Here is a 19,413-nt window from a genome sequence, read left to right on the forward strand (position 1 = left end):
ACCGATCAGCCGATCAGGCTCGGTTGCAGGTCGCGAAGCGTGCGGTAATGCGTCATCCGCGTCACGCCGATCGCGGCGACCGCGAACGCGCCGAGCAGGATCGCGAGGAGCACGAGGATGTCGGTCCACGCGCCACCGAGCTCGCCGCCGTACATGAACCGGCGCATCGCGTCGACGACGAAGCTCATCGGCAGCACGTGGTGCAGCGCGGCGAGCGGTGCGGGCAGCGTCTGCCACGGGAAGGTGCCGCCCGCCGTGACGAGCTGCACGACCATGAGCACGAGCCCGAGGAACTGCCCGACGCTGCCGAGCCAGACGTTGAGGGCGAGGATGATCGCCGCGAACGTCGCCGATCCGAGCAGCATGATGCCGATCACCCCCGCGGGGTGCGTCATCGAGAACCCGAGGGCGAGGGCGAGCACGAGGAACAGGCCGACCATCTGGATCGCACCGAGCAGGGCGGGAGTGAGCCAGCCCGCGAGCGTGATGCGGATCGGCGAGTGCAGCGCCGTCACCGCGCGCCGCGAGACGGGCTTGACGATGAGGAAGAGCGCGTAGATGCCGATCCACGCCGCGAGTGCCGCGAAGAACGGGGCGAGGCCCGCGCCGTACGTGCCGGCCGCCGTCACCTGACTCGTCTCGAGGCGGATGGGATCGGCGATCGTCTCGGCCTGCTTCGCGCGCGTCGCGGCATCGGTGTCGGGGATCGAGGCTGCGCCGTCGACGAGGCCGTCGCGCAGCTGCGCAACGCCCTCATCGATCGTGCCGAGGCCGGAGACGAGGGTGCCGAGTCCGTCACGGAGCGTCGCCGACCCGCCGGCCGCCGCCGCAGCGCCATCGGCGGCGCTCGCCGCACCCTCGGCGAGCGTGTTCGCCCCGGCCGACAGCTGGTCGATGCGCCCGACGACCTCCTGCACGCGGTCGTTGCCCGCGGTCACGTCGCTTCCGAGGTCGTCGAGGCGCGTCATGATGTCGGTGATCGTCGCGGGGTCGAGCCCGGACTGCTCGAGACGGGTGAGGATGTCTGCTCGAACCTGAGGAACGGCGGCCGCCGCCTCGTTCGTCGCGGCCGCGACCCGGTCGGCCGACGCCGCGAGTTCGGCGTTGCCGTCGGCGACCTGGCGCGCGCCGTCGGCGACCTGCCGGGTGCCGTCCGCCAGTTGCGCTGCGCCGTCGGCGAGGGTGCCCGCGCCCGCGTGGAGTTCTCCGGCTCCCGAGCCGGCCTGGCCGACGGCATCCGTCAGTGTGCTCGCGCCGTCGCCGGCCTCGACGAGGCTGCCGCGGATCGTCGAGAGCCCGTCGAGGAGCTTCGTCGCCGCTTCGCGGCCGACGGTGCGCGTGATCTCGGCCTGCACGGTCTTCACGGCCTGCTCGCCGATGGTCGTCGCGAGGTAGCTGTTGGCGTCGTTCGTGGTGAGGATGACCTCGCCCTGGCGGGGGTCGGAGCCCTGCGCCGAGGCGAGCGACTCCGAGAAGTCGGCGGGGAAGGTGAGCGAGAAGTCGTACGTGCCGTCATCGACGCCGGCGGTGCCGTCGGCCTCCGAGACGACGTGCCAGTCGAAGGTTCCCGCATCGACGAGGTTCGCGACGACCTCATCGGCGACGTTCCGCGCCGAGTCGCCCGTTCCCGAGCCGGTGTCGAGGTTGACGATCGCGACGGGCACCTGGTTGAGGCGCGCGTACGGGTCCTGGTTGGCCCACAGGTAGAGGCCGCCGTAGAGCACGGGAACCGCGATGAGCGCGATGAGGGCGATGCGCGACATCGTCGTGGCCGTCAGACGGCGGAGCTCGGTCGCGATCATCTGCGGGGTCTTCACGCGAGACCTCCTTCGGAGAGTTCGAGTTCGTCGTCCCCCGAGCCGCGCATGCGGTCGAGCATCGACGACGCGGCGATCGCGGCGGCCGAGGCATCGCCCGCGATCATGAGCACGGCGAGGCCGCGGTCGGCGAAACCGTTCGCGAGACGCCACCACTCGACGGGGTCGCCGCCGTGGCGGTCGGGCGACACGATGACGAGGCCCTCGACGCCCGGACGGCGGATCGCGAGCTCGCAGAGCAACGTCAACCGCTGGACGGCATCGACGTCGGCGATGCTCGAGCGCGCGACATCCGTCAACCCCAACTCGGCGAGGGTGCGCGCGACCCGGCGCGGATTCGAGGGGATGCCGGCGAACATGAGCTCTTCGGCGGCGACGCCCGCGACGGTGATGTCGGGCGCCGGGTCCGACACGCTCGGGGCGTCGATGAGCGCGACGCGGGCACGGAGCTTCGAGTGGTCGACGACGCCGTCGATCGTCACGGAGCCGGTCGTCGGGCGCATGCGGCCCGAGGCGATGAGACCGAGGACGGTGGGGCGGCGCTCGGTCTCGGCGCGGGTGAGCGTCGCGCGACCCGACTCGAAGCGGAGGTTCGTGAGAGGGAGAGGTGCGCCACGTGCGCCTTTCGTCACGCCGGCGAGTTCCACCTGCATGCGTATCTCTCCTTCTCGATAGGAATGACACTGTACTCCCGCGATCCTGCATGGTCGGTGCGGCTCCGGGGCGGGGCGGGGGCCGCGCGATAGGGTGGGGTGTGACCTCCGACAACACCGAAGCGCAGAACGTGCTGTCCCTCGACGGCGATGAAGCCGTCCGTGAGGAATTGAGTCGAGCGGGCCGTGACGGCGTCGCCGAAGTGACGCGGCGGCACCCCGATTCACCGCTCGCGTGGGTCGAGCTGGCCGACATCGCCTCCTCCGAGCAGCGCCACCTCGACGCGTACGCCTACGCGACGGTCGCCGCCGATCTCGCCCGTCAGCGCTTCGCCGCCGACGGCTGGGTCGCGGGCGAACCCGTCGCCTGGAACACCGAGCACAACCGCCCGTACCACCGAGCCCTGCACACCGCGCGTCGTGCCGCCGTCGCGCTCGGGCTCACCGGAGCGGCCTCCGCGCTCGCCGCCGACCTCGAATCGGCCGACGTCGACGCCTCGTCGCGCATCGACTCGGAGTTCACCCCCACCCAGGTCATCACGATCATCACGCCCGAGCTCGAGGCGGCGTTCCTCGCCGAGACCGTGGCCGTGATCGCATCACCCGACGAGGATGCCGCACCCGTGGCATCCCCCGATGCTGACAGAGGAGACTGACGTGCCAGCAATCGTTCTGATCGGAGCCCAGTGGGGCGACGAGGGCAAGGGCAAGGCGACCGACCTGCTCGGATCGCGACTCGACTACGTCGTGAAGTTCAACGGCGGCAACAACGCCGGTCACACCGTCGTCATCGGCAACGAGAAGTACGCCCTGCACCTCCTGCCGTCGGGCATCCTGACCCCCGGCGTGACGCCGGTCATCGCGAACGGCGTCGTCGTCGACATCGAGGTGCTCTTCGAAGAGCTCGACGCGCTCATCGCGCGCGGCCTCGACGTCTCGCGCCTCAAGGTCTCGGCGAACGCGCACGTCATCACGAGCTACCACCGCACGCTCGACAAGGTCACCGAGCGCTTCCTCGGGAAGCGTCAGATCGGTACGACCGGTCGCGGCATCGGGCCGGCGTACGCCGACAAGATCAACCGCGTCGGCATCCGCATGCAGGATCTGTTCGACGAGAACATCCTGCGGCAGAAGGTCGAGGGCGCCCTCGACCAGAAGAACCACCTGCTTGTGAAGGTCTACAACCGTCGGGCGATCGCCGTCGACGAGATCGTGAACGAACTGCTCTCGTACGCCGAGCGTCTGCGCCCCATGGTCGCCGACACCGCTCTGCTGCTGCACGAGGCGATCGAACGCGGCGACACCGTGCTCTTCGAGGGCGGCCAGGCCACGATGCTCGACGTCGACCACGGCACGTACCCCTTCGTCACGTCGTCGAACGCGACCTCGGGCGGCGCCGTCACCGGATCGGGCATCGCCCCGAACAGCATCGATCGCGTCATCGCCGTCATCAAGGCGTACACGACGCGCGTCGGCGCGGGCCCCTTCCCGACCGAGCTCTTCGACCAGTGGGGCGAGTTCCTCTCCGACAAGGGTCACGAGTTCGGCACGACGACCGGTCGCCGCCGTCGCACCGGCTGGTACGACGCTCCGATCGCGCGCTACACGGCACGCATCAACGGCGTCACCGACTTCGTGCTGACGAAGCTCGACGTGCTCACGGGCATCGAGTCGATCCCCGTGTGCGTCGCGTACGACGTCGACGGGGTCCGTCACGACGAGGTTCCCGTCTCGCAGTCCGACTTCCACCACGCGATGCCCATCTACGAGGAGTTCCCGGGCTGGTCGGAAGACATCTCGGGCGCGCGCACGTTCGAGGACCTTCCGAAGAACGCGCAGGACTACGTGCTCGCCCTCGAAGCGATGAGCGGCTCGCGCATCTCGGCGATCGGAGTCGGCCCCGAGCGCGACGCGATCATCGTGCGGCACGACCTCATCGACTGAAACCGGCGCGCCCCGGGGTGAAGCCGGGGGTGAATCGGCGACGCCGCGCGCTGCGTCGTCGTAGAGTCGAACAGTGCGTGCCGATTCACCGTTGACGCGCCGTTCGGTGTGGCCCACGCGCGCGCTGCTCGGCTGCGCCGTCTTCGCTGCCATCGGCGCGCTCCTCCTCGTCGCCCTCACCCCGCTGACGACGGTCCTCGCGCTCTCGGCGCCCGTGCTGTATCCGATCGCGGCCGCCGTACCGGTCTGCTGCTATCTCGCTGCACGCCGGTGGACGGCACGGGCCGGGAGCGCGAGCATCACCGCCGTGCTCATGGGCCTCATCGCTCTGCCGTTCACGTCGCTCGGCGCGCTCGTGCTCATCGCGCTCGCGGTGCCCGCCGTCGTCGTCGACCTCGTCGCGGGCGCGCGCCCCTCGCGTGCTCGCTGGCACGCGGCGGCCGCCGTCGCGGGGCTCGTCGTCGGCATCCTCTCGCTCACCGTCTTCGACAACGACGTGCTGCAGCCGTGGATCATCGCGTCGGTCCTCGTCGTGCGCGTCGCATCGTTCGTCGTCGCGGCGGTCGTCGCCGACATCGTCGCCCGCGGCCTCTCGCGTGCCGGAATCCTCGGCGGGCGTCGTGCGTGACGGCATCCCTCGCGCTCCGCGCCGCTTCCTCGAGCGGCCGCACCTGCACGCGTTGCTCGACAACGACAGCCCGCTCACTGTCGTGCGCGGGCCGCGCGGATTCGGGAAGACCGCGTTGCTCGGCGAGTGGGCGCGCTCGGTGCAGCCCCGTCGGGCGGTGCTGTGGGTCGCCGGTGACGCGCACAGCGATCGCGACGTCCTCGCCCGGCTGACCGGGCGGAGCGTGACGAGCGCTTCGCCGCACGAACTCGCCCAGGCGTTCACCGCTGCCGGCCCCGACCTCGACGTCGTGATCGACGACGCCGACGCCGTCGGAGAGGATGCCGCCGACATCCTGCTCGCGGCGCTCGCCGCCTCACCCGGAACGCGCTTCGTCGTGGCGTCGCGGTCGCGCTCGCCGTTCGACGAGCCCGACCGTCTGCTGCGTTTCGACGCCGTCGAGATCGACCCGTCGGTGCTGCGGTTCACGGACGAGGAGACCGAGGCCTACCTCCTCGCCGCGGGAGTGCCCGGTGCGCGCGGTGTCGCCTCCCTCGTGCAGACCGTGACCGCGGGCAGCGCGCTCGAGGTCTTCGCGGCGATGCGCGCTCTCGAGAGCGCGGCGCCGCCGCGCACGGCCCGCGACCTCGGCGCACACGTCGCGCGTAGCGTGCGATCGACCCTCTTCCCCGCGGAGTTCGTCGATTCGGCGACCGACCTCCTGCCGTTCCTCCGTGCGGCGGCCGCCTCCGAGCAGCTCGACGCGCGCCTCGCCGTCGCGCTCGCCGCCGAGGCGTCGATCGACCTCGACACCGATCTCGCCGCCGAGCTCCTCGACCGGGCGGTCGCCGCGGGGCTCGGCTGGTGGGAGTCGACGAGCGAATCGCCCGTCTTCCGCTTCGCGCTCGGCGCGCGGCTCTCTCTCGACGCCGAGGCGCGCGACGCCGAGGGCGCGCACCGGAGGAAGCTCCTCGCGATCGACTGGGCGCTCGAACATGAACGCACGCTCGGCGCCTTCCGCCTCGCGATCGAGATCGGAGACCTCGATCTCGCCTCCGACATCGCGCGCGACGACTTCCGACAGCTCATGCTCGGTCATCCGCGCGAGGTGCGAGACCTGCTCTCCGCGCTGCCCGCCGGGGCGCTCGGCGCACACCCCTTGCTGAGCCTCCTGCTCGCCGTGATCTTCAATGCGCGCCACGAGCACCGCGCTCGCGCCGTCGAACTGCTCGTGCGGGCGGTGCTCGGCGCCCATCGCATGCGACGTTCATCGTCGCCCGCCGACCGCATCGCGATCCGCTCGCTCGAAGCCGTCGGCTACCGCGTCATCGGGGCTCCCGAGCGTGGGGCGAAGTCGGCGCGCGAAGCCCTCGCCGCGATCATCGCCATCGAGGATGGCGCGGCCGGGCGTTTCTCCGCCCAACTGCCGATGGTCCTCGCGCAGATCGGCATCACGCTCTACTACGCGGGCGATGTCGAGCACGCGCTCGAGGCGTTCCGGCTGTCGGCGAGCCTGCCCGTCGTCCACGATTCGCTCTCGATGCTCCACGGTCTCTCGCTCGACGCGGGGGCCGTCGCCTTCGGCGGCGACATGCCCGCGGCGGAGCGGGCGGTGAGCGCGGCGCTCGCCCACGACTGGCCGGATGACGCGTTCGTCGGCTACTCGGGAACGTTCCTCCAACTCGCGCGCGCCTGGATCGCCCTCGAGCGAGGTGATGCGCGGGAGGCGCGCGAGATCCTCGACCTGCTCGACGGCGAGCTCGCGACGACCGAGCACTGGGCGGCGATCCTCTGCGTGCGCGCCATGGTCGCGGTCCATGACGGGTCGGCGTCTGAGACGCTCGAGTACATCCGGGCGGAGCGTCGTCGCCGGCGTGGGCGGCGGCAGACGAGTGCCCTCATGCGGACGGCCCTGGAGGTCGCCGAGTCGAACCTCCTCCTCGCCTCGGGTCGCCCGGGGCCCGCCCTCGACGTGCTCGCGAACTCCTCACGCGACCCACGCGTCGCGACGGCCATCGCACGCGCGGCTCTCGTCTCCGGAGACGTCGAGCGCGCGGCATCCGCTCTCGCCCGGGTCTCGGCCGCGCCGCACTCCACCCGCATCGGCCTCGAGATCGACGCGATCGCCGCCGCGCTCGTCGCGCGCGGCGTGCGCGATGCGCCCGAGGGCGGCGCGCGTGCGCTCATCGACGCACTCGCCGAGAACGGTCTGCGATCGCCTCTCGTGCTGCTTCCCACGGAAGACCGCGAGCTCCTGCTCGGAGGCCTCGACCCGGCGACGCGCGCGCGACGCGCCGACTACCTCGCCGTCGTGATGCCCGACGTCGTGCACCGGTCGGCCATCCCGGCCCTCACCGAGCGCGAGCGTGTCGTGTTGCGCGCCCTCTTCACGACGTCGAGCGTCACCGAGATCGCCGCGACGCTCGTCGTCTCGGTCAACACGGTCAAGTCGCAGCGCCGCAGCCTGTATCGGAAGCTCGGCGTGAGCACGCGTGAGGAGGCGCTCGCCCGCGCTCGACTCGTGCTGCCCGAAGCGGGTACGCGCGACTGAGCGCTACTCGTTGCCGACGTGCTTGTCGGCCGTGTCGCGTGCGTCGCCGATCTGCTGCTCGTACTTGCCGCCCGTGACCTTGTTCGCGATGCCGGCGACTCCGTCGAGGAGCTTGTCGCTGACGTCCTCGGCCTTCTCGCTCTTCAGCGCATCCTTGACCTTGTCGCTGTTCAGGAACTCCTGAGCCTTCTTCGTGACGTCATCCAGTCCGGCCATGGTCCGTCCGCCTTCCTACTCCGTTGTGAGGTGGTGGACGTCACCCTACGCCCGCGACGCCCGGCGCAACAGGTCGGGTTCATGGTCGACGGGGCCCCTACAGTGGGTGGGGACGATCGAGAGGTGCACGACATGAGCGAACAGAACCCCTTCGAGACGGCAGCACCGGATGCCGCATCGGACGCCACCCCGGCCCGCCGACGCAACGCCGTCGGTGTCGCGGCGCTCGCCGTCGGCGTGATCGGCGTGCTGCTCGGCGCGGTGTCGACCTTCGCTCCGATCGGCGCGATCCTGCAGGGCGACTACGCACTCGTCGGGCTGCTCTCGGCGGTGAGCCTCACGGTCGCGGTCGTGCTCGGCCTCACGGCGACGATCCTCGGCATCGCGGGTCTCGCGGCGCGCGATCGCCCCCGTGCTGCGGCGGGAGTCGGACTCGGGCTGGGTGCCGCGCACCTCATCTCGGCCGTGCTCGGAGTGACGTACTCCCTCGTGCTCAGCTCGCTCGCATGACCGCGACGCCCCTGCCGACCGAACCGCTCATCGGCCGCTTCGTGCGCGTCGATCCCCTCGTCGAGGCCGATCTTCCCGAGCTGTCGCGGGCTCTCCGTCATCCCGAGGTCTTCGCCGTCGGCTACGGCGGCGGTCCGGCTGCCCTGCCGGCCGACGACGAGGCGTTCGCCGACTTCGCGCGCGCCTACTACCCGTGGCGTGACCGCGGGGTGACGTGGGCGATCCGTCGCATCGACGACGGACGACTCGTCGGCACCTCGACCCTCGGCGACGTCGAGCTCGAGAACGAGGCCGTGCACCTTGGCTGGACGGCATACGACCCGATCGTCTGGGGCACCGCGGTCAACCCCGAGACGAAGCTGCTGTTGCTCGGGCGCGCGTTCGACTCCGGCTTCGGCCGAGTGAAGCTGCAGGCGGATGCCATCAACGACCGCTCCCGCGCGGCGATCCTGAAACTCGGGGCGATGTTCGAGGGAGTGCTCCGCCGCGATCGCCCGCGCGCCGACGGCACGTGGCGTGACACCGCGGTGTACTCCGTGCTCGTCGACGAGTGGCCCCGCGTGCGCGCCGGCCTCGAGGAGCGCGTCGCCGCCTTCTGAGGTGCGTGCGCCCGCGTCATCCGCTGGTGTGCCTCTCCCTTGCGCGCACCTTCTTCCTCGCGCACCTCTTCCTCCCGGGCCTCTTCCTCCCGCACCTCTCCCTCTGCACTTCACCGACGGAGTGCCGTTCCGGCGCGCAAGTGCCGTTCGTGCGGCACTCTGGCGCGTGAGCGGTACTCCGGCGGGTGGGTGCGGTGAGATTTCCCGGGTGGTGGATGCGGTGGTGGGTGAGCGCGAGACCCAGGATGTCGCGGGCGAGCGGACATCGTGTGAGGAGGGGGATGCCTCGCGGGAGTGCCGTTCCTGCGCGCGAGTGCCGTTCGTGCGGCACTTTGGCGCGCGAGCGGTACTCCGGCGGGTGGGTGCGGTGTGATTCCCCGGGTGGTGGGTGCGGTGGTGGGTGAGCGCGAGACCCGGGATGTCGCGGGCGCGCGCTCAGCGCTCGGGCACGTGCAGGCGCGCGAGGAAGCGGTCGACGCCGGCGGGCGCCCGGTCGCGGGTCGCGCGTGACACGAGCACGGTGACGCCCGCCGCGATCGGCACCGTCCACGCCGCGGGCTGTTCGAGCAGCGCGGCGAGCGCCGGCACGGCTTGCGCGATGGGTGCACCGACGAGGATCGCCCCTCCGCAGAGGAGCCCGCCCGTGATCATGCCCGCGCTCGCGCCGCGCGCCGTGAGTCCGCGCCACCAGACGCCGAGCAGCAGCACAGGCCCGAGGGTCGACGCGGCGAAGGCGAACACGAGGCCGACGCTCCCCGCGAGACCCGCCGCCTGCGTCAGCAGCGCGACGGCGAGCGGTACGAGCGACGAGGCGATCGCGGCGATGCGGAATCCGCGCACGCTTCCGCCGAGCAGCTCCTGACTGATGACGCCCGCGAGCGACACCACGAGACCCGAGCTCGTCGAGAGGAACGCGGCGAACGCCCCGCCGATGATGAGCGCCGTGAGGGCGTCGCCGAGAGGCCCGGGCACGAGGCGATCGGGCAGCAGGAGCACGACCGATTCGGCGGTGCCCGGTTCGGCAAGGTCGGGGGCGAACATGCGTCCGAGCAGGCCGAAGGCCGTGGGGAACGCGTAGAACACCGAGATGAGCGCGATGACGATGACGGTCGTGCGACGCGCGGCGACCCCGTCGGAGTTCGTGTAGAAACGCACGAGCACGTGCGGCAGACCGAGGGTGCCGAGCAGCAGACCGATCATGAGCGAGATCGTGCGGTACGCGTCGAGCGAGCCGGGCCGGTCGCTCGCGGGGAACGCCGCCGCGGGGTCGAGCGCGGGCGTCGAGCCGTCGGAGGTGATGAGCGCGAGGAAGATCACGGGCACGGCGATCGCGGTGAGCTTCAGCCAGTACTGGAACGCCTGCACGAACGTGATCGAGCGCATGCCGCCGGCCGCGACGATGACGGCGACGATGACCGCGACGGCGACCGACCCGACCCACGGCGGCAGCCCCGTCGTGATGCGCACCGTGAGTGCCGCGCCCTGCAGCTGCGGCACGATGTAGAACCAGCCGACGATGATGACGAGGGCGCTCGAGATGCGCCGAGCGGTGAGCGATTCGAGCCGCGCCTCGACGAAGTCGGGCAGCGTGTACGCGCCCGAGCGGCGGAGCGGTGCCGCGACGAAGAGCAGCAGCATGAGGAAGCCCGCCGCGTAGCCGATGGGGAACCAGAAGGCGTCCGATCCGCTCAGGAGGATGAGCCCCGCGATGCCGAGGAACGACGCCGCCGAGAGGTACTCGCCGCCGATCGCCGACGCGTTCCACCACGGACGCACGGTGCGGCTCGCGACGTAGAAGTCGCTCGTCGTGCGTGAGACGCGCAATCCGTAGAAGCCGACGAGCGCCGTCGCGATCGACACCGCGGCGATCGAGATGTATCCGAGAGCGGGGTTCACGAGTCATCCGTCAGCGAGCGGTAGCGCGCTTCGTTGCGCCCCGCGACGCGAACGTACAGCGCACCGACGAGCACGATGAGCGGGTACACGCCGAATCCGAGCAGCAGCCACGACAGCGGAACCCCCGCGATGACGATCGCATCGAGCTCGGGCAGCACGCCGAGCACGATCGTGAAGAGGGCGAGCAGGGCGACGAATCCGAACGCGCACGCGAGGGCGAGCCTCAGCTGCGAGCGGATGAGCGAACGCACGAACAGGTTCTCGGCCTCGCTCGGCGGAGGTTCGACGCGCGCCGCACGCGGTGCACCCGCTCCGCGCACGGGTGCGGTGACGCGAACGCGCGGAAGCGGGGCGGGCTCGCTCACGACCCCGGCCGGATCCGATTCGCGTCGAGCAGTTCGCGGAGCGCGGGCAGCAGCCGCCGGCTCACGGGCAGTTCGGCCCCGCCGACGGTCACACTCGGCATCGCTGCACCGAGCCGCAGCCGAGAGAGGTGCGCGAGGGAGACGAGGTACGAGCGGTGGATGCGCACGAAACCGTCATCCGCCCAGCGCCGCTCGAGGTCGGACATCGGAACGCGCACGAGGAAGCTCGCCTCGTCGGTGTGCAGCCGCGCGTAGTCGCCCTGGGCTTGCACGTAGCGCACGTCGCTCTGCCGGATCATCCGCGTCGTGCCGCCGATCGACACGGCGATCATCTCGGGGCGCGGGGCGGGGGATGCCGCGGGCGCGGTCTGCAGTGATTCGATGACACGCGTGAGCGAGCGTTCGAGCCGCTCGGTGCGCACGGGTTTCAGCAGGTAGTCGACGGCCGCGAGTTCGAACGCCTCGAGCGCGCCCTCCTCGTCGGCGGTGACGAAGACGAGGGCCGGACGCTTCTCGAAACGGGCGAGGGCCCGCGCGAGGTCGAAGCCGCTGAGCCCGGGCATGTGGATGTCGAGGAACGCCGCGTCGACGTGCTCGTGCGTCAGGATGCGGATGGCCTCCGTGCCCGACGACGCCCGGTGCACCGTTCCGACGCGCTCGTCGTGGCCGAGCAGGAAGGCGAGCTCGTCGAGTGCGGGTTTCTCATCGTCGGCGATGAGTACGGAGATCATGCCGACAGTCTTCCACGGAGCACTCACACCGGCCGGGGTTGCGACTTCGGCACGCGGAGACGCACGAGGGTTCCCGACCCGACGTTCGTCTCGACGACGAGGCCGTGACCTTCGCCGTAGACCTGACGCAGGCGCGCGTCGACGTTCCTGAGACCCACGTGCTCGGCGTTCGGGGCCCCCGCGAGGATCGACCTGGCCACCTCGGGGTCGATGCCGACGCCGTCGTCCTCGACCGAGATCTCGGTGATGCTGCCGAGGTCGCGCGCGATGATCGTGATCGTGCCGCCGTTCTCGCGCGCCTCGAGCCCGTGGCGCACGGCGTTCTCGACGAGCGGCTGCACGCTGAGGAACGGGATGACGGTCGACAGCACCTCAGGGGCGACCTGCAACGTGACGGTGAGGCGCTCGCCGAAGCGCGCGTGCTCGAGCTGCAGGTACGAGTGGATCGAGCGCAGCTCTTCCGCGACGGTCGTGAAGTCGCCGTGGCGGCGGAACGAGTACCGCGTGAAGTCGGCGAACTCGAGCACGAGCTCGCGCGCCTTCGCAGGGTCGGTGTTGATGAACGACGCGATCGCGTTGAGCGCGTTGTAGATGAAGTGCGGGCTGATCTGCGCGCGGAGTGCTCGCACCTCGGCCTCCGCGAGGGCGGCGCGCGAGGCATCCAGTTCGCCGAGGTCGACCTGGGCGGCGACCCACTCGGCGACCTCGCCCGTCGCGCGCACGAGGCCCGCGCGCACGGGCGACTCGAACGCGACGATCGCGCCGACGGGGCGGCCGCCCGAGCGGATCGGCGCGACGACGGCGTCGAAGCCGTCGGGCGAGCGCATGATCTCGGGGCGTGAGGCGACGAGGGCCGCGGCGGCGCAGCGCTCGGCGGTCGCCGCGTGCTCCTCGGTTCCGCCGTCGATCGCGACGACACCGTTCTCGTCGGCGATCGCGAGGGTCGTGCAGCCGAGCAGGGCGCGGAGGTGCTTCGCGGCGCGCGCGACCTCGGGGGAGTCGAGCCCGCCGCGCAGGTGCGTCGCAGCGCGCGAGGCGAGGTGCAGCGTCGTGTACGTCGCCTGTTCGGCATCCGTGCCGAGTTCGCGCGAACCGAGCACGAGCCGGCGCGCGACGAGCAGCACGGCGACGCTCGCGAGACCCACGACGACGCCCGCGACGATCGCGATCACCACCGATTCGGACACGCGTTCACCCTAGACCGACCGCCCGACACCCGCTCGGCGTGCCGCTCGACGCACGATCCGCGCCGCTCACCGACGGTAAGCGGTCGAACGCCCCGCACCGGCATCCGTTTTGTCAGAGTTGCCCCACCGAATCGAGCCGGGCGACGATGCCCGCCACCCCCGAGGAGACGCCATGGGCAACGACGCCCGAAGTGCAGGAACCGACACGATCGACTTCCCCGCCGTCCAACGGTCGGAGGAGTTCCAGACCCTCCGATCCCGCCACCGCAGATTCGTCTTCCCCGTGCTGGGGGCGTGTCTCGTCTGGTACCTCGCCTACGTGCTGCTCGCCGGCTACGCGCACGACTTCATGTCGACGCCCGTCTTCGGATCGATCAACGTCGCGATCTTGCTCGGCCTCGCGCAGGTCGTCACGACGTTCGCCGTCACGACCTGGTACGTGAGCTTCGCGAACCGCCGGCTCGACCCGATCGCCGCCGACATCCGCGGCGAGATCGAGGCGGGCGACTTCCGAGCGGATGACGCGGCGACCGAACGGGGGAACAGCTGATGCTGCGCTTCGCAGAGAGTTCGTCGTCGCCGGGTGACCCCTGGCTCAACATCGCGATCTTCGGCGCGTTCGTCGCCATCACGATGATCATCGTGTTCCGCGCGAGCCGGAACAACAAGACCGCGGCCGACTACTACGCGGCCGGGCGCTCCTTCACGGGAGGCCAGAACGGATCGGCGATCGCCGGCGACTACCTCTCGGCGGCGTCGTTCCTCGGCATCGTCGGGGCGATCGCGATCACGGGCTATGACGGGTTCCTGTACTCGATCGGCTTCCTCGTCGCGTGGCTCGTCGCCCTGCTGCTCGTCGCCGAGCTGCTGCGCAACACCGGCAAGTACACGATGGCCGACGTGCTGTCGTTCCGGCTGAAGCAGAAGCCCGTGCGCATCGCCGCCGCGACGACGACCCTCGTCGTGTGCTTCTTCTACCTGCTCGCGCAGATGGCCGGAGCGGGCGGACTCGTGTCGCTGCTGCTCGGCATCGGCGACGCCGTCGGCCAGTCGGTCGTCATCACCGTCGTCGGTGCGCTCATGATCCTCTACGTGCTCGTCGGCGGCATGAAGGGCACGACGTGGGTGCAGATCATCAAGGCCGTGCTGCTCATCGCGGGCGCCGGCGTGATGACCGTGTGGGTGCTCGCGATCCACGGCTTCGACTTCTCGGCGCTGCTCGACCAGGCGGTCGCGACGGCGAACAACCCCGCGATCCTCGACCCGGGCCTCAAGTACGGCGTCAACGACATCTCGAAGATCGACTTCCTCTCGCTCGGCCTCGCCCTCGTGCTCGGAACGGCGGCCCTGCCGCACGTTCTCATGCGCTTCTACACGGTGCCGACGGCGAAGGAGGCGCGGAAGTCGGTCGTCTGGGCGATCTGGCTCATCGGCATCTTCTACGTCTTCACCCTCGTGCTCGGCTTCGGCGCCGCGGCGCTCATCGGCCCCGAGGTCATCGCCGCCGCTCCCGGCGGGGCGAACTCGGCGGCACCGCTGCTCGCGTTCGAACTCGGCGGGCCCGTGCTGCTCGGACTCATCGCGGCGATCGCGTTCGCGACGATCCTCGCGGTCGTCGCCGGCCTCACGATCACGGCCGCGGCCTCGTTCGCGCACGACATCTACGCGTCGGTCGTCAAGAAGGGCAAGCCCGAGGCGGGCGCCGAGGTGAAGGTCGCGCGCCGCACGGTCGTCGTCATCGGCCTCGTGGCGATCGTCGGCGGTATCGGGGCGAACGGTCAGAACGTCGCGTTCCTCGTCGCACTCGCCTTCGCCGTCGCCGCGTCGGCGAACCTGCCGACGATCATCTACTCGCTGTTCTGGAAGCGGTTCACGACGCGCGGCGCGCTCTGGAGCATGTACGGCGGGCTCATCTCGGCGATCGTGCTCATCGCGCTCTCGCCCGTCGTGTCGGGAAGCGAGACGGCCATGATCAAGGGCGTCGACTTCGCGATCTTCCCGCTCTCGAACCCCGGCATCGTGTCGATCCCGCTCGCGTTCCTGCTCGGCTGGATCGTGACGCTCGTCGACACCCGAAAGGAAGACCCGGTGAAGCAGGCCGAGATGGAGGTGCGCTCGCTCACCGGCATCGGCGCCGAGAAGGCCGTCGACCACTAGACCACCGGCGGCGGAACTGGGTCCGCCGCCGGTGCACAACTTCGACGGGGCCGGCATCGCCTGCCCGGGCCCCGTCGAAGTACCCCCTCTCTCCCTTCTTCCTCTGCCTCCTCTTTTTGTCTCGGCGTCACGACACGCTGGCTTAGTGAGCTTTGGCCAGCGTGTCGTGACGCCGAGACGGGAGGGCGGGCGGGGTAGGAGGGGCGCGGGCAGAGGGGATGACTCCTGCCGACGTTCGGCGGGAAACGGACAGCGTCGTCGGAATGGTCGGCGCAGTGCACGCGCGGGGCATACGGTTCTCGAGTGACGAGCTCCACGACATCCGCCCCCACCCCGACCGCGACGCCCGGGCGCCTCTCGATCTGGGCGCAGTTCATCGCGATGGGCGTCGTGTGGGGAGCGAGCTTCCTCTTCATGAAGGTCGCCCTCGAGGGCGTCGCCTTCGGGCAGGTGGCCTGGTCGCGGCTCGTGCTCGGCGCCCTCACCCTCGCGGTCATCATGCTCGTGATGCGGCCCCGCGTCGCCGGCCCGGGCGGGGTGCTCGGCCCGATCCTGCCGCGGGAGCCGATCGTCTACCTGCACTTCCTCGTCGTCACGCTCAGCGGATGCGTCGTGCCGTTCCTGCTCTACGCGTGGGCCGAGCAGTACGTCTCGTCGAGCCTCGCGTCGATCTACAACGCGACGACGCCCATCGCGACCGCCCTGCTCGCGACCCTCGCCTTCCGCGTCGAGAAGCTCGGTCGAATGCAGTGGGCGGGCGTCGTCGTCGGAATCCTCGGCGTGCTCGTCATCATCGGCCCCTGGCAGTACGCGGCGCTGACCGGTTCGCTCGCGGGGCAGATCGCGTGCGTCGCGGCCCCGCTCTGCTACGGCGTGATGTTCGGGTACACGCGGAAGTTCCTGAGCGGCCGGCCGATCCACGGCGTGACGTTCGCGTTCCTCAACATCGGCACGGGCGCCCTCGTCATGCTCGTGCTGACACCGGTCGTCGCGCTCGGTGCGCTCGAACTCGACCCACTGATCGTCGGGTCGCTGCTCGTGCTCGGCACGGTCGGAACGGGCCTCTGCTACATCTGGAACATCAACGTGCTGCGCGCCTGGGGGCCGACGAACACGTCGACGGTGACCTATGTGACACCCGTCGTCGGCGTCATCCTCGGGGTCGTCCTGCTGCACGAACGCTTCTCGTGGCACGAGCCGCTCGGTGCGATCCTCGTCGTCGTCGGCATCCTGCTCGCCCAGAATCGCCTGCGCCGCCGCCGCCCCGCTCCCGCCGCTTAACCCGGTCTCGGCGTCACGACACGCTGGCCATCGGTGCGATAGCCAGCGTGTCGTGACGCCGAGACGGTGAGGTCTACCCGATCAGGGGATCGCGTCGTCGGTGCGCGGGTGGGCGCGCAGGTCTCCGACGGCGGGAATGAGGCCGAAGTCGGTGACGAGCTGCCCGAGTTCGTTGTTCAGGAAGCGGTGCACGAGGTGCTTCTCGGCGAAGTGCCCGCCGGGAACCTTCACCGGCTCCTTGTCGCGCAGGATGTTGGTCGCGTGCAGCAAGAACCGGATGTCGTAGGTCGAGTTGAAAACCTCCGGCACACCGCGTTCGATTCCGAGCAGTTGGTACGTCGACTCCATGGCCGTCCGCACCGAGTACTCCGTCGTGAAGATGCAGTCGCGCGTCGTCTCGGCGAACTGGCCGAGGAACGCGAAGTTCACGCTTTCCTCCGGCACGACCGCGGGGCGGTCGCCGGCCTGGCGCGGCATGAAGAACGCCGTGACGTACGGCATCATGACGGGCACCGTCTTCGCAGCGGTCGCGGCGAGCTCGGGGATGTCGGCTTCGGGCACACCCATCTGGTAGAGCCATTCCTGCGTGATTTCCTCGCCCGTGCAGTCCTGCATGGCCTTCTTCACGTATGCGCCGGGCACGTCGACGAAGAGGCTGTAGACCCAGACGACGATCTCCGTCGGCTTCTGCGCTGTGAAGTGCGGCTGGCGGTTGACCGTCCAGCTCATGAGCCAGGGCGAGTCGCGCGCCGTCACGATTCCGCCGGTGACGACCTTCCCGGCGAACGGGTCGCGCTCGGCGATCTTCTCGATGTACGCCGGGATGCGCTCGTCGAGCGTCGTGATCGTCGCCGACTCCCACTTCGTCTTCTCGATGTCACCGCAGAAGACCTCGGGCCGACCGAAGCTCGGCGAGCGGCGGGCGATGCGCTTCCACAGATCCCACGCGGGTGCGGGGCCGTCGAGGAGGCGCGCGGCCGTGTGCTGGTCGCCGTCGTCGGAATTCTCGGTCAGCGAGCCGATCGTCATGAACGCCAGGTCGTTGTCGCTCAGGTCGACGCCTCCGCGCTCGCCCTTCCGCTCCCACTCGATGCGCGTGGCGCGCTTCGCGCCGTCGGTGATGTCGAACTGCACGTCCGTCACCGTCGTGCTGAATTCGAACTTCACGCCCTGTTCGAGCAGGTAGGTGTACATCGGCAGCACGAACGACTCGTACTGGTTGTACTTCGTGAACTTGAGGGACGACATGTCGGGGAACCCGCCGAGCTGGTGCACGAAACGGTGCAGGTACAGCTTCATCTCGAGGGCGGAGTGCCACTCCTCGAAGGCGAACATCGTGCGCCAGTACAGCCAGAAGTTGGTCGCGAGGAACTCCGGGCTGAAGACCTCGTCGATCCGCTTGTTCTCCATGTCCTCGCGGCTCGCGAGGAAGACGTGCACGATCTCTTTCTGGGTCTTCTCGCTCAGTCCGAACGTGAAGTTGGTACCGGCATCCTGACCCTGCTTCTCGGTGACGCGACGCTTCGAGAAGTTGGGGTCGTCCTTGTTGAGCCAGTAGAACTCGTCGAGCACGCTCGCGCCCTCGATCTCGAGCGACGGCACCGTGCGCATGAGATCCCACAGGCATTCCATGTGGTCTTCGAGTTCGCGTCCGCCGCGAATGACGAACCCCTTCTCGGGGTACTTGATGCCGTCGAGGGCACCGCCGGGCAGGGTGAGCTCCTCCAGGATCGTGATGCGATCACCGCTCATCTGTCCATCTCGGATGAGGAAGATCGCCGCCGCCATGCTCGCGAGCCCCGCTCCGACGAGCCACGCCGACTTCTCATCCACCCCCTCAGGCTTCCGTGGCCGCGCGAATGCCTCGTAGTTTCCACTGCTGTAATGCACTGAATCCACCTCTCCCCATTGACGTGCTTCGACCCTGGTCACGCTACTGACGGCGGTCTCAGAGTGGTCCTGATGGGGTGGCAAATCCCCCGCGAAATCATCCCCGGGGCCTCGCGCACTCACCCCCGCGTCACCCGCCCAGGTCTCTCAACCGGTTTCGGCGTCATGTTTGTGCTGCTCGCGGCTCGCAAGCAGCACAAACGTGACGCCGAGACGGAAGGGGCGGGGTGCGGGGTGCGAGGGCGAGGGGATGACGCGGGCGCGGGCGAGGGGTCAGGCGAGCCGGCGCATGCGGAGGACGCTGTCGCTGATCGTGCCGGCCGACCCGTCGGGAGCGGTGAACGGCCGCTCGATGAGCGCGCTCGTCACGACCTCCCACTCGGCCTCGATCAGGTCGGGGTTGTCGGCGAAGAGCGCGGCGCGCATCTCGTCGGGGCCCGGGAGCGCATCGTGGGCGTGGGCGTGCTCCGCCGGCGTCGCCCAGTGCGGCACTCCGAAGTGCCCGACGATGACGAGCGTGCCGCCGGGCGCGACCGCCGTCGCGGCTCGACGCAAGATGCGCTCGCGGGGGAGCTCGACGAGCGAGTGCAGGAAGCACGAGCTGACGAGGTCGTACGACGTGGGCGGCTGCCAGTCGGAGAGGTCGGCGGCGACCCACGTGATGTCATCGCCGGGAAGTTGGGCTGCGGCCCCCACGGCGAGCGCGGTCGGAGAGATGTCGACGGCCGTGACCCGCCAGCCGTGTCGGGCGAGCCACAGCGCGTCGCCGCCCTCGCCGCTGCCCAGGTCGAGCGCGGTGCCGGGCGCGAGGCCGTCGACCTCACGTGCCAGTGCGGCGTTGACGTCCCCGCTCCACGAGCGTCCGCCCTCGCGGTACCGGTTTTCCCAGTACTCGGCTGCTGTCGGTCCTTCAGTAGTCATGACGCCACCCTGCCGCTCGGTCGCCGGGGCCGCAAACCTCCGTGCCGATTCGGCAATCGAGGGTCGCGCCCGAAATACACCGAGCGGA

General features: G+C 70.1%; 18 protein-coding genes. 9 read left to right on the plus strand and 9 right to left on the minus strand.

The genetic code is table 11. The features are described from left to right. Nucleotides 1–5: 5 nt before the first annotated feature. Both BJ972_RS13515 and BJ972_RS13520 read right to left on the minus strand, forming a co-directional pair. Nucleotides 6–1,817 carry a YhgE/Pip family protein gene (locus BJ972_RS13515; RefSeq protein ID WP_129171960.1) on the minus strand — a complete coding sequence of 604 codons (1,812 nt, stop codon included), beginning with the start codon at nucleotides 1,815–1,817 and terminating at the stop codon, nucleotides 6–8. Then, the gene (locus BJ972_RS13520; RefSeq protein ID WP_129171959.1) at nucleotides 1,814–2,470 is read right to left on the minus strand and encodes a hypothetical protein; all 657 of its coding nucleotides are present in this window, start codon (nucleotides 2,468–2,470) and stop codon (nucleotides 1,814–1,816) included. Before BJ972_RS13520 ends, BJ972_RS13515 begins: the two co-directional genes overlap by 4 nt. A 101-nt stretch (nucleotides 2,471–2,571) precedes the next feature. On the opposite strand from BJ972_RS13520, the gene BJ972_RS13525 reads away from it, so the two are divergent. The 4 genes from BJ972_RS13525 to BJ972_RS17740 all read left to right on the plus strand — a co-directional run bounded on the left by BJ972_RS13525 (nucleotide 2,572) and on the right by BJ972_RS17740 (nucleotide 7,572). Further along, complete coding sequence (locus BJ972_RS13525; RefSeq protein ID WP_164989831.1) at nucleotides 2,572–3,126, plus strand: DUF3151 family protein; 555 nt, start codon at nucleotides 2,572–2,574, stop codon at nucleotides 3,124–3,126. 1 nt (nucleotide 3,127) lies between these two features. Continuing rightward, complete coding sequence (locus tag BJ972_RS13530) at nucleotides 3,128–4,414, plus strand: adenylosuccinate synthase (RefSeq protein WP_129171957.1); 1,287 nt, start codon at nucleotides 3,128–3,130, stop codon at nucleotides 4,412–4,414. A gap of 73 nt (nucleotides 4,415–4,487) precedes the next feature. Next, nucleotides 4,488–5,042: a hypothetical protein gene (locus BJ972_RS13535; protein ID WP_129171956.1), complete on the plus strand. Its 555-nt coding sequence runs from the start codon at nucleotides 4,488–4,490 to the stop codon at nucleotides 5,040–5,042. Then, nucleotides 5,011–7,572 carry a helix-turn-helix transcriptional regulator gene (locus BJ972_RS17740; RefSeq protein ID WP_129171955.1) on the plus strand — a complete coding sequence of 854 codons (2,562 nt, stop codon included), beginning with the start codon at nucleotides 5,011–5,013 and terminating at the stop codon, nucleotides 7,570–7,572. The genes BJ972_RS13535 and BJ972_RS17740 overlap by 32 nt, the downstream gene beginning before the upstream one ends. Nucleotides 7,573–7,575: 3 nt before the next feature. Here the strand turns inward: BJ972_RS17740 and BJ972_RS13545 are convergent, their stop codons facing one another. Further along, nucleotides 7,576–7,788, minus strand: coding sequence for an Rv0909 family putative TA system antitoxin (locus tag BJ972_RS13545; RefSeq protein ID WP_129171954.1), 213 nt, complete (start codon nucleotides 7,786–7,788; stop codon nucleotides 7,576–7,578). 132 nt (nucleotides 7,789–7,920) lie between these two features. Between BJ972_RS13545 and BJ972_RS13550 the strand changes: the two genes are divergently transcribed. Both BJ972_RS13550 and BJ972_RS13555 read left to right on the plus strand, forming a co-directional pair. Then, nucleotides 7,921–8,298 carry a hypothetical protein gene (locus tag BJ972_RS13550; protein ID WP_129171953.1) on the plus strand — a complete coding sequence of 126 codons (378 nt, stop codon included), beginning with the start codon at nucleotides 7,921–7,923 and terminating at the stop codon, nucleotides 8,296–8,298. Continuing rightward, nucleotides 8,295–8,897: a GNAT family N-acetyltransferase gene (locus BJ972_RS13555; RefSeq protein ID WP_129171952.1), complete on the plus strand. Its 603-nt coding sequence runs from the start codon at nucleotides 8,295–8,297 to the stop codon at nucleotides 8,895–8,897. The genes BJ972_RS13550 and BJ972_RS13555 overlap by 4 nt, the downstream gene beginning before the upstream one ends. 435 nt (nucleotides 8,898–9,332) lie before the next feature. On the opposite strand, the gene BJ972_RS13560 is transcribed toward BJ972_RS13555, so the two are convergent. Genes BJ972_RS13560 through BJ972_RS13575 form a run of 4 tightly spaced genes read right to left on the minus strand, consistent with a single transcriptional unit; the run spans nucleotide 9,333 to nucleotide 13,076 of the window. Next, nucleotides 9,333–10,793 carry a sodium/solute symporter gene (locus BJ972_RS13560; RefSeq protein WP_129171951.1) on the minus strand — a complete coding sequence of 487 codons (1,461 nt, stop codon included), beginning with the start codon at nucleotides 10,791–10,793 and terminating at the stop codon, nucleotides 9,333–9,335. After that, on the minus strand, nucleotides 10,790–11,158 hold the full coding sequence (locus BJ972_RS13565) for a DUF485 domain-containing protein (protein WP_129171950.1): 369 nt from the start codon (nucleotides 11,156–11,158) through the stop codon (nucleotides 10,790–10,792). Before BJ972_RS13565 ends, BJ972_RS13560 begins: the two co-directional genes overlap by 4 nt. Next, nucleotides 11,155–11,889 (minus strand): LytR/AlgR family response regulator transcription factor, encoded by a 735-nt coding sequence (locus BJ972_RS13570; protein WP_129171949.1) that lies wholly within the window; start codon nucleotides 11,887–11,889, stop codon nucleotides 11,155–11,157. Before BJ972_RS13570 ends, BJ972_RS13565 begins: the two co-directional genes overlap by 4 nt. Before the next feature lie 23 nt (nucleotides 11,890–11,912). Further along, the gene (locus BJ972_RS13575) at nucleotides 11,913–13,076 is read right to left on the minus strand and encodes a sensor histidine kinase (RefSeq protein WP_129171948.1); all 1,164 of its coding nucleotides are present in this window, start codon (nucleotides 13,074–13,076) and stop codon (nucleotides 11,913–11,915) included. A 172-nt stretch (nucleotides 13,077–13,248) separates the two neighbouring features. Between BJ972_RS13575 and BJ972_RS13580 the strand changes: the two genes are divergently transcribed. The 3 genes from BJ972_RS13580 (at nucleotide 13,249) to BJ972_RS13590 (ending at nucleotide 16,514) form a co-directional block, all read left to right on the plus strand. Continuing rightward, nucleotides 13,249–13,626, plus strand: coding sequence for a DUF485 domain-containing protein (locus BJ972_RS13580; RefSeq protein WP_129171947.1), 378 nt, complete (start codon nucleotides 13,249–13,251; stop codon nucleotides 13,624–13,626). Continuing rightward, on the plus strand, nucleotides 13,626–15,233 hold the full coding sequence (locus BJ972_RS13585; RefSeq protein ID WP_129171946.1) for a monocarboxylic acid transporter: 1,608 nt from the start codon (nucleotides 13,626–13,628) through the stop codon (nucleotides 15,231–15,233). The genes BJ972_RS13580 and BJ972_RS13585 overlap by 1 nt, the downstream gene beginning before the upstream one ends. Before the next feature lie 303 nt (nucleotides 15,234–15,536). After that, nucleotides 15,537–16,514, plus strand: a complete 978-nt coding sequence (locus tag BJ972_RS13590) for a DMT family transporter (protein WP_308790479.1) — start codon at nucleotides 15,537–15,539, stop codon at nucleotides 16,512–16,514. 81 nt (nucleotides 16,515–16,595) lie between these two features. Here BJ972_RS13590 and BJ972_RS13595 read toward each other — a convergent pair whose 3' ends face one another. Further along, complete coding sequence (locus tag BJ972_RS13595; RefSeq protein ID WP_129171945.1) at nucleotides 16,596–18,404, minus strand: oleate hydratase; 1,809 nt, start codon at nucleotides 18,402–18,404, stop codon at nucleotides 16,596–16,598. 273 nt (nucleotides 18,405–18,677) lie between these two features. Further along, nucleotides 18,678–19,325, minus strand: a complete 648-nt coding sequence (locus BJ972_RS13600) for a class I SAM-dependent methyltransferase (RefSeq protein WP_129171944.1) — start codon at nucleotides 19,323–19,325, stop codon at nucleotides 18,678–18,680. Nucleotides 19,326–19,413: the final 88 nt, after the last annotated feature.

The sequence above is a fragment of the Agromyces atrinae genome (assembly GCF_013407835.1).
In the GTDB taxonomy this organism is placed as follows: Bacteria; Actinomycetota; Actinomycetes; order Actinomycetales; family Microbacteriaceae; genus Agromyces; species Agromyces atrinae.